The organism is Neobacillus sp. PS3-34, from assembly GCF_030915465.1.
Lineage (GTDB): Bacteria > Bacillota > Bacilli > Bacillales > Cytobacillaceae > Neobacillus_A.
Genome location: NZ_CP133267.1, coordinates 4,720,734 through 4,735,774 on the forward strand (window position 1 = coordinate 4,720,734; position 15,041 = coordinate 4,735,774).

Sequence of the window (15,041 nt, forward strand, 5' to 3'; positions counted from 1 at the left end):
AACTTAAAAAGATATTGGGAGGTCTATATGCTAAGTCAAACTGTAATTGAAGATGTACTGACAGCGGCTCTATCAACAGGTGGGGATTTTTCGGAGATTTTCGTGGAAGATCGTTTTACGAATAACATCACCCTGCAAAGCGGGAAAATTGATACATGTCTTTCAGGACGTGATTTTGGAATCGGGATTCGTGTGTTTAAAGGATTTCAAAGCGTGTATGCGTATACAACAGATTTTAGTAAGGAGGGACTTATTAAAGCAGCTAAAAATGCAGCACAAGCCATTAAGGGAAATACGGTTATTCAACTAGCTCCATTTGTCCAACAGTCCTTTGATACCCTTCATCCTGTACAATTAATGCCGCAAGAAGTTGATAAGTCTCGGAAAGCAGCCGTCATGAAAAATGCCTTTGATAAAGCAAAAAACTATCACTCTAGTATTACGCAGGTAACCGTCCGTTATATGGATGAGGAACAAAATGTACTGATTGCCAATTCAGAAGGAAAATTTATTGAAGACAAACGAATTCGTTCAAGGCTGGCGATACAATCTGTAGCAGTCAGGGACAACCAGATGGAAACCGGCTTCTACGGACCTGGTGCACATCAGGGCTTTGAGTTCTTCGAAAACCTAAATATGGACCATTATGCAAAAGAATCCTCCCGTATTGCGGTAACAATGTTAGATGCGAGTCCATGTCCAAGCGGGAAATTTCCTGTCATTATTGATAATGAATTTGGCGGCGTTATTTTTCATGAAGCATGCGGGCATGGATTAGAAGCAACCTGCGTTGCCAAAGATAATTCCGTTTTTGCGAATCGCCTTGGAGAACAAGTTGCCCCGGAAATCGTTTCATATATCGATGACGGCACACTGCAAAATGAATGGGGCTCCATTAATATCGACGATGAAGGCGAAAAGGCAAGGAAAAATGTTCTCATCGAAAATGGTATTCTTAAAGGCTATTTAATAGATAAATTTAATTCACGAAGAATGGGCATGGAATCGACCGGTTCAGGCAGAAGACAATCCTTCCGTTTCGCGCCAACCTCAAGGATGACCAATACCTATATTGCTCCAGGAAAATCAACGCCTGAAGAGATCATTGCCAATACTGAACATGGTATTTATGCAAAATATATGGGCGGTGGCCAAGTCAATCCTGCTACAGGCGATTATAACTTTGCCATCATGGAAGCGTATGAAGTGAAAAATGGTAAGCTCGGTAAACCATTAAAAGGCGCGACTTTAATCGGAAATGGTCCAAAAACCTTACAGCTGGTCGATATGGTTGGAAATAATTTAGGCCATGGTGCAGGGATGTGTGGTTCCCAAAGTGGAAGCATTCCGGTGAACGTGGGTCAGCCAATGATTCGTGTCAGCGAAATAACTGTCGGTGGGACTAAGGGGGAATAAGCGATGATGGTACAAGAATTTCAAACGAAGCTATTTAATGCTGCTCAAAATAGTGGATATACCGATGTAGAAATTTATTTTGAAAAGAAAGAAGTTTTTGGCTGCCAGGTGTACAAAGGGGAAATTGATCAATATGAAATAGCCGAAGATGGCGGTGTATCCTTCCGGGGTATCATCAATGGTAAAATGGGCTACGCTTATTCTGAAAAAATAGATGATGCCTCCATCCCCTTCTTGTTAGAAAGTGCAAAAGAAAATACACAGATTATGAATGATGACGAGGTTGAGGAAATTTTTTCTGGAAGCAGTCATTATGAACAAACGAACTTTTTCTCCACAGCGTTAAATGAGGTAACCATTCCTGAAAAAATACAATTCATTAAGGACGTTGAACGCGAATTACTGGCCTATGATCCAAGAATTGCTGCAACGGATTATTGTTTCATTCGCTCCGAGTCGCTCTCAAGAAGCCTTGCAAATAATAAAGGCTTGTCTCTAACGGATCAAAATAATTATTTGTATGTGATTGTGGAAGCTATCGTGAAGGACGGAGAAGAAACCAAAACATCCTTTGAATTTATAGTGACAAAAGACTTCCATCGTTTAAATGCAAAGGAAATCGCCAAAAAGGCCGCAGAAGAGGCACTCTCCCAACTAGGATCGAGGAATATCGAGAGCAAGGACTACCCTGTTCTGTTAAGAAATGATGCAGCAGCTAACCTTTTTGCCACTTTTTCGCCTAATTTTTCAGCAGAAAACACGCAAGCGGGTATTTCATCATTAATGGATAAGCTTGGAAAGCAGATTGCAAGTCAAAAGATTACAATCGTTGATGATCCATTCCTGGAGGATGGTCTTGCGAGCAGGACTTTTGATAGTGAAGGTGTTGCATCCAGCAAGCTTACATTAGTTGAATCCGGTGTTTTACAATCCTTGCTTTATAATCAAAAGACCGCAAAAAAAGATCAAACGGAAACCACAGGACATGCACATAAGGATTCCTATAAAAGTGCGATCAAGGTCGGACCATCCAATCTTTATATCCAGCCCTCCCCTACTCTATTTGAGGATTTACTCGCATCCATGGGAGAAGGCATATTGATTACCCATCTATCTGGCTTGCATTCAGGAGCAAACAAAGTTTCAGGTGATTTCTCAGTTGCCGCCAATGGTTACTTTGTGAAAGACGGTAAGGTTCAATTTCCTGTAAACTTAATGACCATTGCGGGTAATTTTTATCAATTACTACAAAATGTCGAGGAAATAGGTTCTGACCTAACTTTCCCACTTTCACCAATTGGGTCCCCATCGGTTTTAGTTAAATCATTGTCGGTTACTGTGGAGTAAAATTGTTTTATTTATTAAGCAAAAAATGCTGAGCATTATTAAGGCTCAGCATTTTTTTGTTTTTGTACTGAAAAGTCTGTGGTTAGTTATTATCAGGTGTAAACAAATCCTAAAGCAATTTCTCCATATAATATCGATCTTCCCCAACACCGAATTCGGAGTATCTTGTTTCTTTTACTTCAAATCCTTCTCTTTCATATAGGTTTACGGCTGGCAGGTTCTTTACGCTAACCGTTAAGCAAACGATCGATAACCCGTCATTTTTAAGAATGGAACATACCTCTTGTAAGAACTGTTTTCCGATTCCCTTACCTTTATAGTCGGATCTAACGTAATAGCCAAAAATATAAGCTTTATCCGGGTTATGATAATCTCTTATGCATTCACAAACTGCCACGGGTCGATTCTCATCTTGGTGTCTATATAAAATTAGCTTTCCAAAACGGGCGATTGGAACAAGTGTTTGTTCATCAACGGCACCTGTCCCAGGAAATGCATCAACTTCGAGCTCCATCATCATTTTTTGTTCTTCGGGTGTTAATTTAGTTGGAATATCGATGTAAAAAGGTTTTTCCATGATCATCATATCTTTATACCTCCTCGACTTCAGTAAACTCTATATCTTTAAGCGGCCAGATGTCCTCTGGGATATTTTTATACGGAAAATGACTTAAACCATTGGATGCCACTCCTGGAGCATCGACATATATTACCTTACTAATTATGGGATCAAAGGCTGCCCGGAAATGATTTTTCACTTTTAATCCTAAAATGGTATAGGAAGTCGGCTCAATACCTATATGTCGGAACATCTCAGGGTCATTAGCTGACATAGGACGGCCTATCAAAAGAATGTCCACATTTCCTGCTCGAATGTAGGCTGCTCCTTTAACATCCACTCGTAAGTGTTGATTAAATGGGCCACTATTGTAAAAAACGCCATCTGACAGGGCCATCACCTCTGCTTTGACTTTAACTGACCCTCCAAATTCAGGAGAAGTTTTTCCGCCAAGCTCAAGCATAACAGTACTGCCAACTCCAGCGTTTCTGCATCTTTCAATCGATTCTGGGTCAGTCAATCCACCAAATAATGTTTTCGGATTGTTTTCGTAAATAAATTCTTCTAATAAAAGAGTCGTGTCCCCACTCCCACAGCTTAAAGGATTATCCGAGATATCTGCCAATACAATTGGTTTTACTACTTCCATGGACAAAGCAATCTTCATGCCCTCTTTAACTGTTGGGAGCTCCATAATAAAATCGTCACGAATCTCCCAGAATTTGTTGGCTAATTCTCTTGCTGCATGATCTGCATTATTTTGATCGTTGGCAATGACAAGGACGCTTGCCCCTACTATCGGAATGTCGGAATAAGGAAAGCCGCCAAAAACAGAAGCATTTTTAATAAAATCATAACTTTCAAGTTTAGAAGCAAGCACCATCAATTCATGCATGGGTCCTTCCTCAGTCCGCATGTTAATAGAAGGAGGCATCATCGGAAGCTTGATGAAAGAAGCCGCATAGCGCTTTTTCTCCAGTAAATGCTCCAGAAGTAATGTAGCTGCATTCACCCCTTGATCATACATGTCAACATGAGGATACGTTTTAAACCCAAAATGATAAGGTGTATGGTTTAACATCGTTGCACTTAAATTTGCGTGCATATCTAGAGTGGTTGCGATGGGAATATCATGCCCGATCAAATTTCTGATTTCCTTTAACAGTTTCTCTTCAGGGTCAAAAATACCTTCCACTACCATTGCACCATGTAAAGCTAGAAGCAAACCATCCAGCTTCCCTGCCTTCTCGATTTCGGTCAGCATTTCTCCTTCAATTTGCTGATAGGCTTCGTCCGTTACCGGCCCTGAAGGAGTCGCAGCTGCACACAATAATGGAACGATTTCAATTTGTTCTACCTTTGACAAAACATCCAAAAAGCCGCCTACTTCTGTTTTGGTCGCAGTATAGGCAGAAAAAATTTCGGCTCCTTTAAAATATCCTTCATTATAAAAAGCTTGAATATCCGTTTTTATAGGAGCGAAACTATGGGATTCATGATAGAAAAAAGCAATCCCGATTCGAAGCTTTTTCATAAAGCATCTCCTTGTGGTAGTTAATCAATTTTAAAAAAACATTCTAATAAGTCGTATAAATCGACTTCCATTCTGTCATCACATCAAAGGCATGATGCGAAACTTCTCGATGTCCATTGCCGGAATGCTTAGTTCCACCAAAAGCGATTCCAAGTTCAGCATTGGAGGTACCATTATTAATGTAAACCAACCCGCTTTCGATTTCTTTGGCACCACGATTTGCAAAATGAAGGCTGCTAGTAAACAAGGAAGTGGATAGTCCGTATATGGTATCATTATTTACTTCTATTGCTTCTTCAAAGCTATCGACCTCTATGAACGCCAGAACCGGTCCAAATATTTCTTCTTGGGCAACCGTATCATCTATTTTTACATTGCTTAAGATTGTAGGCTCATAAAAGAATCCTCTTTCACTGAATATACGCCTCCCGCCACATTCAATCACCGAACCTTGGGAGACGGCTAAATCTACATATTTTTCAACCGTTTGAATCTGCTGTTTATTAGTTAACGGACCGATATCAATACCTGGTTCGAGTCCATTTCCTGCTTTTAGTTGTTTCGTTAGAGAAACGACCCGCTGAAGTAATTCATCCTTCACTTCGGACTCAACAATCACCCGGCTTGCAGCTGTACATCTTTGACCGGTAGTCGTAAAGGCAGCCTTTACGATCGCTTCCGCAGCTTGCTTAAGGTCTGCATCCTTTAAGACAATAGCTGCATTTTTCCCTCCTAGCTCTAAGGCTACTCTTTTTAACGTTTTGGCAGCTGTTTCGGATAGCTTAATTCCTACTTCAGTTGAGCCCGTAAACGAAATGACCTTAACGTCTTTATGTTCCGCAAGCTGTGCACCCACCTTGCTTCCAGAACCTGTAATCAAATTCAATACACCCTTTGGAAGGCCAATATCATGAAAAACATCTGTGAAAATTTGTGCCGATAAAGCAACCTCGGAAGCCGGTTTCCAAACGACTGTATTCCCACTGATTAGGGCTGCCAAAATTTTATAGCCTGCCAAAGATACTGGGAAATTCCATGGAGTAATACAAGTCACTACCCCAACAGGCTCACGAATCATCATAATATGACGATTATCGGCGCCAGCACCAACGGTTTCACCGAATAGTCTTCGTCCTTCTCCTGCCATGTACTTGCAGGTTTCAATTACGACACCCACTTCTCCAAGTGATTCAGCTAATACCTTACCCATTTCCTGAGTCATCATTTGAGCTAAAATATCCCTTTTCTCTTCAAAAGCCTTTGCTGCTTTCCAAAGAAATTGTGCTCTTTCTGGAAGTGGTGTGTTTTTCCACATTTTAAAAGCGGATCTCGCACTTTCAACGGCATCATCCACCTGGGAAGCTGTAGCAGCAGGACAATAGCCAACTACTTCCTCTGTAGCAGGATTCAGACTCTCAAAAAATTCCTGGTCCTCTTCTAGAATCCAAGACCCGTTTATATACAATCCTTTTTTGGTTGCTTGTTGAATCATCCGATTGCCTCCTTTATAGTGTATCTTTTATGGCGTCTTCTAAAATGGACAAACCTTGATGTAAATCTTCCTCATTAATATTAAGTGGAAGCATTAATCTAATCGTTTGTCCTTGTACACCACAATTCATGATCAGAAGTTTATGTTCTAAACATTTTTGCTTGATAAGCGGAACAGCATGGCTGGCAAAATCCTCGTGGAATTCAATTCCGATCATCATTCCTAAACCGTGAATTTCCTTAATTCCAGGTAGCCCATTTAGGGATTCCTTTAATCGTTCTACAATCTTTGCCCCTAAATCCCTGCTTCGGTCGACTAGTTTTTCTTCTTCAATGACATTAATATTCGCTAGAGCTGCTGCACAAGAAATCGGATTCCCTCCAAAAGTTGAACCATGCCCTCCAATTGGCCATTTTTCATGGAGCTCCCTGCTTGCAACGATCGCTCCAAGCGGCATTCCGCCAGATAGCGCCTTTGCTAAAACCATAATGTCAGGAGTTACACCAGAATGCTCTGCTGCGAACATTTTCCCGGTGCTGCGAAATCCAGTTTGAACCTCATCAAAGATTAAGAGAATTCCATGTTTTTCTGTTATTTTTCTAAGCTCCTGCAAGAATTCAACCGGAGCTGGGAAATATCCGCCTTCACCCATCACTGGTTCAATAACCACAGCAGCCACGCGTGAAGGATCAATCCGTAAATCAAAGATTTTTTGAAGCTGGTGTAAACAATAAGGAACAATCTCTTCTTCTTTCACACCCTTTAATTGTGATGGGTATGGATATGGAGCGTGATAGACCTCTCCTAAAATAGGTTCATAGTATTTTCGATATTTGGAGCTAGAAGCAGTGATGGCCGTTGCCCCAAGTGTTCTCCCATGGAAGGAACCTTCAAAGGCAATGATCCCTGGTCTGCCAGTAGCTGCCCGAGCTAGTTTTAAGGCTCCATCAATCGCTTCTCCACCTGAATTCGCGAAAAATACGGTATCCAGATTGCCTGGCGTGATTTCAGCGATTTTCTCTGCAAGGTTGGCAGCCGATTCATAATAGCCATAGTTCAATCCGAAATGAATAAACGACTCTGCTTGTTTTTTAATAGCTTGAACCATCGCGTCATTCGCGTGACCGACAGCATTTACAGCTACACCAGACACAAAGTCAATGTATTCATCACCATCAGCTGTCCAAAATCTAGCTCCCTTTGCTTTTTCTACGACTAATTCTGTTACCCTTGTCAAGACTGGGGATAAATGTTTTTTTGCCTTTTCTTTAATTTCCTGTGATTTATTTTGCACCTTCATACACCTTTTCCTCCTTCAATTCTTTAATAAAAATCTGTAGAGAATTTTCAAGTATCCTTATCATTTCATCGATCTCATCAGTTGTAACTGTCAGAGGCGGGGTAATTAATAAATGGTCTCCAAGGCATCCGTTTATTGATCCACTGCCCGGATAAAACACCGCACCAAGCTCCATCGCTATACTATTAATTCGCTCAGAGGCGTGGATTTCACTCTTAATTGGTGTTCCCTTTTCTCCATCAGCAGCTAATTCAATTCCCAATAGAAGTCCTTCTCCACGCACATCGAATATGATTGGAGATCGTTTTTTCAGCGCCAATAGCTGTTCCTTCAGGTAATCACCTACAACTTGAACCTTGGCCACGATATTTTCTCTTTCATAAATAGTTAACACAGACAATCCTGCAGCGACTGAGACTGGGCTGCCACTGTACGTGGATCCATGAACAAATTTGCCCTTGCCATTTTGAATTAAGCTATCGACAATCCGATCATGAACAACCATGCCAGCAAGAGGGGCATAGCCAGCGGAAACTCCCTTTCCGAATGTCATAATGTCAGGGGTTATCCCGAAGTGCTCGATGCCAAAGTCCTTACCAGTTCGTCCAAAACCCGTCATTACCTCATCCACAATTAAAACAATATTGTACTTGTCACAGATCTTTCGAATCTTTTTAAAATAAGATTCCGGGGGACTGACTGCACCAAGCTGACTGCCGACAATTGGCTCAGCAATGAAGGCAGAAACCTGGTCTGGCCGAGTTCCAGGACAACGCTTTCAAAATCGCGGACACATGACCAATTTTCCTTATAATCACAATCCTCTTTTTCTCTCTGATAGGGACATCGTTTACAATTCGGAGAATGAATATGGCTGAAATTCATTAGGTTTGGTGTATAAACCTGACGGCGCTTAATATCTCCACCTGCTGAAAGAGATCCAAACGTGTTTCCGTGATAGGATTGCCACCTGCCGATTACGATGTGTTTTTCAGGTCTACCTTCATCCCTATGAAACTGCCTTGCCAGCTTTATAGCACTTTCATTTGCTTCGGACCCACCACTTGTAAAATAAACCTTGTTCATGGAATCCGGTGCTAGTTTTGCAATTTTTTCAGCAAGCTTGAACAATACCTCCGTTTCAAATCTCATCGTATGTACGAAGGCAGCCTTCTTGGCTTGTAATGCCATGGCATCAGCTATTTCTTCCACACCATGGCCTAAGTTTGCAGCAACGGCACCTGAACAGGCATCAATATAGCTTTTTCCGTTCTCATCATATAGATAAATTCCTTTACCGTGGGTGATAATAGGATACGTTTTTGAAAAGTCCCTATGGAACACATAATCTTCTAATAGCTCTCTTTCCATTCTTTCACCACCTTTGCTATTCTTTAACACTGGCATTTGTAATGACTAGTCAATCATTCACCATACTCCCTTCACAACAGTGTTCAATGAAACCTTGAAGCTTGCCTCCGTATGTTTTTTTACGTGATCAATCGTTATTTCAGGTGCTGTTTCCTTTAAGACGAGTCCTTCATCATCCACTTCAAATACGGCAAGTTCAGTAATAATGAGATCTGCCTTTCGTTCAGAAGTCATCGGATACTGAAGCCATTTTACAATTTTTGATTCCCCTTCTTTTGTAGTATGAAGGGTTGTAACGATGACTTTTCTCGAGCCTTCCAGCAAGTCCATTGCTCCCCCTACCCCCAGCACACTTTTACCAGGTACAGCCCAATTTGCCACTCTTCCTTTTTCGTCTACTTGAAGCACCCCAAGAATAGAGACATCTACATGACCACCCCGAATCATCGCAAATGATGAAGCACTGTCAAAAAATGATGCTCCAGCCTCCACTGTCACTGGCAGCTTTCCAGCATTCACTAGCTGTTTATCCACTTGTTCTGGCTTCGGGGAAGGTCCAACACCTAATATTCCATTTTCAGAATGGAGAAACACTTCAATATCAGGTGGTACAAAATCTGCGACCTGCGTTGGAATGCCAATACCGAGGTTCACAATATCTCCATCCTCGAGAGCCTGTGCTGCTCTCCTTGCAATAAATTCTTTTGGGTTCATGGCATTTCCAGCTCCTTCATTACGATATAGTCAACGAATAGGTGTGGGATTACGATTTCCTCAGGTGAAAGTTCACCCACTTTAACGATTTCATCTACTTCCACAATGACTACCTTTGCTGCCGTTGCCATATTCGGATTAAAGTTCCTGGCTGACTTTGTAAAAACTAAGTTGCCGAGTTCATCCGCCTTATGCGCTTTAATAAGGGCAAAATCTGCCTTTAAGGACGGCTGGAAAATATATTTTTTTTCATCTATTATTCTTTCTTCCTTACCAGCAGCAATTAAAGTTCCTGCACCAACTGGCGTAAAAAAACCAGCAATGCCGCTCCTCCTGCTCGAATGGCCTCAGATAAGGTACCTTGTGGAATTAGCTCAATCTCTAACTCCCCCATTTGATATGCCTTTACTACGTCTGGGTTAGAGGTAAAATAAGAACCGATTCCCTTTCTCACTCTTTTGTTCCTTACGAGTACACCCAGCCCTCTGCCTGGTTCACCTAAGTTATTACTTATAATCTCTAATTCTTTTACTTCCGAAAGAAACAAGGAGTGGATTAACGTTAACGGGCATCCAACTAAACCGAATCCACCCACCATGATTCGACTTCCGTCTTTAATTAATGAAGCAGCTTCATTGGATGAGATCAGCTTTTTCATTCGGTTTCCTCCATTTAGCCATTCTATTTTTATTCAAAAAAGCGAAGAAGAAAATATGCATGATTTAACATCTATCATTACGTATGTGCCTGTGCCCACCTGCTCCATAAACCCTCCAGGTCCTTTCTTGCTTCTGAAACGTTTGGATGGAACTTAATATCGGATAATTTTCTGCTATGTTCCACAAAAGAAATCGATTCTTCAATATCTGTCTCATTAATTTTTCCAATTTTCAATCTTTTGCAGATAGACTTACCTGCTAATGTTCCCTGTGCCATAGCAACTTTTGCTCCCTCAATTCCGGTAATATTTCCAGCAACAAAAAGATTGGGAACTGTTGTTTGAAGCTCTTTATTATGTAATGGCACCGTACCTGATAATCCTTCCAACGTAACAAATTTACATCCTACCGTTGCCGCTAGTTCGTATAATGGGCTAAGGTTCCGGAGACACAGACTGTATCGGCCTGGATGACCTTTTGTTCTCCAATAGGGTTTCCATCTACATCAATCTTAGAAATTGTTACACTGTCCACCTCTTGAGTCCCATTTATCTTAAGGATTGTGTGCCTTAAATGGATAGGAATTCCCCACATTTTCATTCCCTTTGGCGGGTAATATTTGGCAGCAATCTTTCTCCCGGTTTTCGTTTTTAATAGCTTGCCTGCAAATCTAATCATTTTAGAAGGAGCAAAATCTGTCATCTTATTTAACGTTTCTAGCTGTAATAGCGGGGAAGCATAATTGGAGAATGGACTATGTGGAAGCATGTAAATTCCTATTACATCCGCTCCGGCAAGCTTCAGGGACCGTGCAATTGATAGTGACAGAATATCAATGCCTATAACGATTACTTTTTTTCCTGGCAATACTTGATATACATTTGTCATCACTTGTGCCGCACCAATGGATAGCACACCTGGCAATGTCCACCCAGGAATCGGTATTGGCTTTTCAACAGCACCAGTAGCAAGCAATACACAATCTGCTTGGATTTCCATTCCTGGTTCATTCTGGACCAAATCAGAAATGTGCACCTTCCATCCTAGTTCCAAGCCCCAAACCTGCTTATTAGAAAGAATGGTAACGTTGGCTGCTAGGGCAGTTTGTCTTAATTTTTGAGCATTCTCGAATCCCTTCCACCACTTTGAATGATTTCCCTCTTGATGCAGTTGACCAAGCAATTTTCCTCCTGGTGTTGGATGATCATCGATTACTACGACATTCCCGCCTCTAGATCCAATTTCGATGGCTGCAGATAAACCAGCAGGACCTCCCCCAACCACTACCACATCCACTTTCATTTTCTTCCCCCCTTTCATATTTAGACCATTTCAGTAAACGTTTCTTTAGAAAAATAGTGATCCCCTGCTTGAACGGGTGTCGTACAAGCTTTCAATAATCCTATTTTCGGATGATAGATTCTGCATTCATAGCACTGTCCGATTCCACAATACATGCCTCTTGGTTCATTATTCTTTTCACTATTTCTTAAAGCCTTGACGCCATTAGCCCATAATGCAATTGCGATTGTATCTCCTTCTCTTGCTTGATAAAGTTTATGATTAAAAGAAAACGAGATGGTTTTTGTAGAGCGGGAGGAAAGTAAAGGATGTTGAATCCTCATATCGAATTCTCCTTTCGCACTATTTTGGCTAAGGAAACAGGACGAACTGGCTGGTGAAAGGTTAGTTGACTCGGGCTATCATCACTTTCCTTATGAAAAGTTGGCAGCATTGCCTCCAATAATGGTCTGCATATCCTGCCCTGGCACAGTCCCATCCCCGCCCGGGCTGGCCATTTTCATTTCCTGACTTGTGGTGGCACCGGCATTGATAGCATCTTGGATATCGTCAATTGTTACTTCTTCACAACGACATATGATTAAAGAATGATTACACATTTTGTTTCCCTGCCTTCTTTTTCGACCGGGCTACTGAAAAACAGGAAAGAATGGGGTCGTATATTGGATTTGCTATTCCATTAAATTGATAAGTTAAGCAAGTTGCGATGAGTTTGCCCATGACGGCAGACATACCATATCCATGGCCATTATAGCCTGCAGATATAAACGCATTTTCGAGTGAGGTTAATTGCCCAAAATACGGAAGATGATCGTCAGTCAGTTCAACAGTTCCGGCAAATGCTCTAATCAATTGTTTATTGTGATAGCTAGGAAAAATTTCTAGTAATCTGTTCGATAGAAACTCTAATGCATAGTTTGTATTCGAAACATCGTACCCATTTGTTTCCCAAGGGCCCCTCCGCCAAATAAAATATTGCCAGCGTGAGTTTGTCGTAAATATAAAGAATTCCCAGTAACAAATGGGTGAATCCTCCGTTTATTAACAATCTCAGATACAAGAATTTGAGAACGTCTAGGCTTGACAACAACTGGTTCGTTTAGCATTTTACTAATTTCAGTTGTCCATGGACCACAACATAACAGAAAGGCATCCGCTTGAAAATTTCCTTTATCAGTAATAACATAATCGATGGTTTTATTACTTATTTTGAAATCAAGGACCTCACAATGATTAATCACGGTAGCTCCATGTTCTTTTAAATACTTTAGTAAACTAGTAACCGTTGTAAAAGGATAGCTTTGCCCATCTGTTTCGCTGAACAACCCCATTTTTATTTCGGCTGTTAGATCCGGAACCGTGCTTTTCAAATCAACTGGAGAAAAAACCTTAACCTTCAAGCCCGCTGTATTGTATAAATCATGTGCTGCCAAGAGTTTTTCTTGTTCTACATCGTTTCTAGCAACCATTACGTGGCCAGATGAAGCATATTTCGTTTCAATTTTTTCTTGTTGAAGCGAACTCCAAATCTCTGCGGCCAACCGTGCGAAGGGTATTTCGGATAACTCCCTGCCTAAAGAGAGCACTCCGCCTCCATTCCTTCCAGAAGCGGCTCCTCCAAATGATTTTTTTTCTAAAATCGTGATGGCATATCCACATTTCAGCAAAAAAAGTGCCGACATTAGCCCAACAATTCCTCCGCCAATAATGGTGATATGCGTATTTTTCCGTTTTAAATAAGGAGGATCGGAAAGAAATTCTTTTAAATGATTATAAGTCTCTATTGCTTGAATAGCTGTTTTACTAGTCTCTTTGTCTAGCTGCAGACTTAATAAACTTAGACGATCCATTTCTTCCTTCATATATATTTACTTCCTTTGGCAATTTTTTCGAGACCTCATTTTTTACCTAACTAAACGTAAAAAAGAAATGAGTCTCTCGCTTTTCGGATTGGTCAAGACTTCTTTAGGGTCACCTTGTTCCTCGATGACACCGTCGGCCATAAAGATTACCCTGTCGGCCACCTCTCGTGCAAAGCCCATTTCATGAGTGACAACGACCATTGTCATTCCTTCTAATGCTAATTGCCTCATTACTTGCAAAACTTCCCCAACCAATTCAGGGTCTAACGCTGATGTAGGCTCATCAAAAAGCATAATCATAGGATTCATGGCAAGTGCTCTGGCAATGGCTACACGCTGCTGTTGTCCTCCAGATAGTTTTTTCGGATATACATCTTTTTTATCCTTCAAGCCTACTTTTTCCAAAAGCTTAATGGCTTCCATTTCCGCTTCAGCTTTATTCTTATTCAGTACTTGAATGGGACCAACCGTTACGTTTTCTATTACAGTCATATGGGGAAATAAATTAAATTGTTGAAACACCATCCCCACTTCCTGCCGAACCTTGCTGATGTTCTTAACAGAATTGTCTAATTTAATATCGTCGACGATGACATTTCCGCTCGTTACCGTTTCCAGGCGATTGATACAGCGGAGCAAGGTGCTTTTCCCTGAACCGCTTGCACCAATTAAGGCCACAACCTCACCTTTATAGATTTGAAGATCAATTCCTTTTAATACCTCTAAATGACCAAAGCTCTTATGAAGATTTTCAATTAGAATAATGGGAGATAATGGGCTCGCTTCTTCGATCTCCATAGCTTCCACTTCGTTTCCTCCTAGCGTTCACTTATAGACATTCGCTTTTCAATCTTGTGCAAAATAAAAGTAAAAATGGTTGTCATCACCAGATAGAAACCAGCAGCGACAAGATAGAATTCAATAAACGCAAAATTCGTTGATGCAAATCGCTGTGACACCATCATTAATTCGGATACGGTTACAAGTGAAGCCAGCGATGAATCCTTCAGCATTGCGACAGCTTGGTTTCCGAGGGAAGGAACACTGACCCTAAGGCGTGTGGAAGGATGATTTTTTTCATGATGGCAGGATATCTCATACCTAATGATTCGGCAGCCTCCATTTGTCCCATTGGAACGGACATAATACCACCACGATATATTTCTGCAATATAGGCAGCTGCATTCAACCCTAATGCGATGACGGAAGAAACAAATGGTGATAGCTCAATCCCTATTTGCGGCAATCCGAAATATACAAGAAACAATTGAACCAGCATAGGCGTCCCACGGATAATCCAAATATAGAATTGAGCAATATAGGACAAGATCTTTATTTTGGAAATCCTCATTAATGCAATGACAAGACCAAAAACAAGGCCTAGTATTATGGATACTAGCGACAGTTGAATCGTTACAACTGCCGCCTTGACCAAGAATGGTATATACTCGCTTACTAAACTAAAATTAAGCATCATATCTCTCC

General features: G+C 41.1%; 18 protein-coding genes and 1 pseudogene. 2 read left to right on the forward strand and 17 right to left on the reverse strand.

From position 1 onward, the window contains the following. Positions 1-27 precede the first annotated feature (27 nt). Both RCG23_RS24875 and RCG23_RS24880 read left to right on the forward strand, forming a co-directional pair. Entirely contained in the window at positions 28-1,416 is a 1,389-nt protein-coding gene (locus RCG23_RS24875) for a TldD/PmbA family protein (RefSeq protein ID WP_308177875.1), read from the forward strand. Between the two features lie 3 nt (positions 1,417-1,419). Next, complete coding sequence (locus RCG23_RS24880) at positions 1,420-2,763, forward strand: TldD/PmbA family protein (protein ID WP_308177876.1); 1,344 nt, start codon at positions 1,420-1,422, stop codon at positions 2,761-2,763. Positions 2,764-2,872: 109 nt separating this feature from the next. Here the strand turns inward: RCG23_RS24880 and RCG23_RS24885 are convergent, their stop codons facing one another. From RCG23_RS24885 to RCG23_RS24965, 17 genes and pseudogenes are all read right to left on the reverse strand, one after another. Then, complete coding sequence (locus RCG23_RS24885; RefSeq protein WP_308177877.1) at positions 2,873-3,349, reverse strand: GNAT family N-acetyltransferase; 477 nt, start codon at positions 3,347-3,349, stop codon at positions 2,873-2,875. 4 nt (positions 3,350-3,353) lie between these two features. Beyond that, the gene (locus RCG23_RS24890) at positions 3,354-4,856 is read right to left on the reverse strand and encodes a M81 family metallopeptidase (protein ID WP_308177878.1); all 1,503 of its coding nucleotides are present in this window, start codon (positions 4,854-4,856) and stop codon (positions 3,354-3,356) included. A 43-nt stretch (positions 4,857-4,899) separates the two neighbouring features. After that, on the reverse strand, positions 4,900-6,348 hold the full coding sequence (locus RCG23_RS24895) for an aldehyde dehydrogenase family protein (RefSeq protein WP_308177879.1): 1,449 nt from the start codon (positions 6,346-6,348) through the stop codon (positions 4,900-4,902). A gap of 13 nt (positions 6,349-6,361) precedes the next feature. Next, entirely contained in the window at positions 6,362-7,648 is a 1,287-nt protein-coding gene (locus RCG23_RS24900; RefSeq protein ID WP_308177880.1) for an aspartate aminotransferase family protein, read from the reverse strand. After that, positions 7,632-8,384, reverse strand: a complete 753-nt coding sequence (locus RCG23_RS24905) for an aminotransferase class III-fold pyridoxal phosphate-dependent enzyme (RefSeq protein ID WP_308180174.1) — start codon at positions 8,382-8,384, stop codon at positions 7,632-7,634. The genes RCG23_RS24900 and RCG23_RS24905 overlap by 17 nt, the downstream gene beginning before the upstream one ends. Beyond that, positions 8,282-9,019, reverse strand: coding sequence for an aminotransferase class III-fold pyridoxal phosphate-dependent enzyme (locus RCG23_RS24910; protein WP_308177881.1), 738 nt, complete (start codon positions 9,017-9,019; stop codon positions 8,282-8,284). The genes RCG23_RS24905 and RCG23_RS24910 overlap by 103 nt, the downstream gene beginning before the upstream one ends. A 57-nt stretch (positions 9,020-9,076) precedes the next feature. Continuing rightward, positions 9,077-9,733 carry a 3-oxoacid CoA-transferase subunit B gene (locus tag RCG23_RS24915; protein ID WP_308177882.1) on the reverse strand — a complete coding sequence of 219 codons (657 nt, stop codon included), beginning with the start codon at positions 9,731-9,733 and terminating at the stop codon, positions 9,077-9,079. Beyond that, positions 9,730-10,391: pseudogene (locus RCG23_RS24920) on the reverse strand (CoA transferase subunit A). Before RCG23_RS24920 ends, RCG23_RS24915 begins: the two are co-directional and overlap by 4 nt. A gap of 77 nt (positions 10,392-10,468) precedes the next feature. Continuing rightward, positions 10,469-10,780 carry an FAD-dependent oxidoreductase gene (locus RCG23_RS24925; protein ID WP_308177883.1) on the reverse strand — a complete coding sequence of 104 codons (312 nt, stop codon included), beginning with the start codon at positions 10,778-10,780 and terminating at the stop codon, positions 10,469-10,471. Positions 10,781-10,809: 29 nt separating this feature from the next. Next, positions 10,810-11,694: an NAD(P)/FAD-dependent oxidoreductase gene (locus tag RCG23_RS24930; RefSeq protein WP_308177884.1), complete on the reverse strand. Its 885-nt coding sequence runs from the start codon at positions 11,692-11,694 to the stop codon at positions 10,810-10,812. 20 nt (positions 11,695-11,714) lie between these two features. Further along, positions 11,715-12,017, reverse strand: a complete 303-nt coding sequence (locus RCG23_RS24935) for a (2Fe-2S)-binding protein (protein WP_308177885.1) — start codon at positions 12,015-12,017, stop codon at positions 11,715-11,717. Between the two features lie 90 nt (positions 12,018-12,107). Further along, on the reverse strand, positions 12,108-12,293 hold the full coding sequence (locus RCG23_RS24940; RefSeq protein ID WP_308177886.1) for a (2Fe-2S)-binding protein: 186 nt from the start codon (positions 12,291-12,293) through the stop codon (positions 12,108-12,110). Beyond that, the gene (locus RCG23_RS24945) at positions 12,286-12,717 is read right to left on the reverse strand and encodes an FAD-dependent oxidoreductase (protein ID WP_308180175.1); all 432 of its coding nucleotides are present in this window, start codon (positions 12,715-12,717) and stop codon (positions 12,286-12,288) included. Before RCG23_RS24945 ends, RCG23_RS24940 begins: the two co-directional genes overlap by 8 nt. After that, positions 12,600-13,556, reverse strand: a complete 957-nt coding sequence (locus RCG23_RS24950; RefSeq protein WP_308177887.1) for an NAD(P)/FAD-dependent oxidoreductase — start codon at positions 13,554-13,556, stop codon at positions 12,600-12,602. Before RCG23_RS24950 ends, RCG23_RS24945 begins: the two co-directional genes overlap by 118 nt. 42 nt (positions 13,557-13,598) lie before the next feature. Continuing rightward, positions 13,599-14,354, reverse strand: a complete 756-nt coding sequence (locus tag RCG23_RS24955) for an amino acid ABC transporter ATP-binding protein (protein ID WP_308180176.1) — start codon at positions 14,352-14,354, stop codon at positions 13,599-13,601. Positions 14,355-14,374: 20 nt separating this feature from the next. Further along, positions 14,375-14,569, reverse strand: a complete 195-nt coding sequence (locus tag RCG23_RS24960; RefSeq protein ID WP_308177888.1) for a hypothetical protein — start codon at positions 14,567-14,569, stop codon at positions 14,375-14,377. After that, the gene (locus RCG23_RS24965) at positions 14,563-15,033 is read right to left on the reverse strand and encodes an amino acid ABC transporter permease (RefSeq protein WP_308177889.1); all 471 of its coding nucleotides are present in this window, start codon (positions 15,031-15,033) and stop codon (positions 14,563-14,565) included. Before RCG23_RS24965 ends, RCG23_RS24960 begins: the two co-directional genes overlap by 7 nt. Positions 15,034-15,041 lie beyond the last annotated feature (8 nt).

Excerpts from the sequence above, each read along its gene's own strand:
- RCG23_RS24875 (WP_308177875.1), top strand. The coding sequence starts at position 28 with ATGCTAAGTCAAACTGTAATTGAAGATGTACTGACAGCGGCTCTATCA.
- RCG23_RS24885 (WP_308177877.1), bottom strand. The coding sequence starts at position 3,349 with ATGATGATCATGGAAAAACCTTTTTACATCGATATTCCAACTAAATTA.
- RCG23_RS24950 (WP_308177887.1), bottom strand. The coding sequence starts at position 13,556 with ATGAAGGAAGAAATGGATCGTCTAAGTTTATTAAGTCTGCAGCTAGAC.
- RCG23_RS24960 (WP_308177888.1), bottom strand. The coding sequence starts at position 14,569 with ATGCTGAAGGATTCATCGCTGGCTTCACTTGTAACCGTATCCGAATTA.
- RCG23_RS24955 (WP_308180176.1), bottom strand. The coding sequence starts at position 14,354 with ATGGAGATCGAAGAAGCGAGCCCATTATCTCCCATTATTCTAATTGAA.
- RCG23_RS24900 (WP_308177880.1), bottom strand. The coding sequence starts at position 7,648 with ATGAAGGTGCAAAATAAATCACAGGAAATTAAAGAAAAGGCAAAAAAA.
- RCG23_RS24935 (WP_308177885.1), bottom strand. The coding sequence starts at position 12,017 with ATGAGGATTCAACATCCTTTACTTTCCTCCCGCTCTACAAAAACCATC.
- RCG23_RS24880 (WP_308177876.1), top strand. The coding sequence starts at position 1,420 with ATGATGGTACAAGAATTTCAAACGAAGCTATTTAATGCTGCTCAAAAT.
- RCG23_RS24895 (WP_308177879.1), bottom strand. The coding sequence starts at position 6,348 with ATGATTCAACAAGCAACCAAAAAAGGATTGTATATAAACGGGTCTTGG.
- RCG23_RS24890 (WP_308177878.1), bottom strand. The coding sequence starts at position 4,856 with ATGAAAAAGCTTCGAATCGGGATTGCTTTTTTCTATCATGAATCCCAT.
- RCG23_RS24940 (WP_308177886.1), bottom strand. The coding sequence starts at position 12,293 with ATGTGTAATCATTCTTTAATCATATGTCGTTGTGAAGAAGTAACAATT.
- RCG23_RS24930 (WP_308177884.1), bottom strand. The coding sequence starts at position 11,694 with ATGAAAGTGGATGTGGTAGTGGTTGGGGGAGGTCCTGCTGGTTTATCT.
- RCG23_RS24915 (WP_308177882.1), bottom strand. The coding sequence starts at position 9,733 with ATGAACCCAAAAGAATTTATTGCAAGGAGAGCAGCACAGGCTCTCGAG.
- RCG23_RS24965 (WP_308177889.1), bottom strand. The coding sequence starts at position 15,033 with ATGATGCTTAATTTTAGTTTAGTAAGCGAGTATATACCATTCTTGGTC.
- RCG23_RS24910 (WP_308177881.1), bottom strand. The coding sequence starts at position 9,019 with ATGGAAAGAGAGCTATTAGAAGATTATGTGTTCCATAGGGACTTTTCA.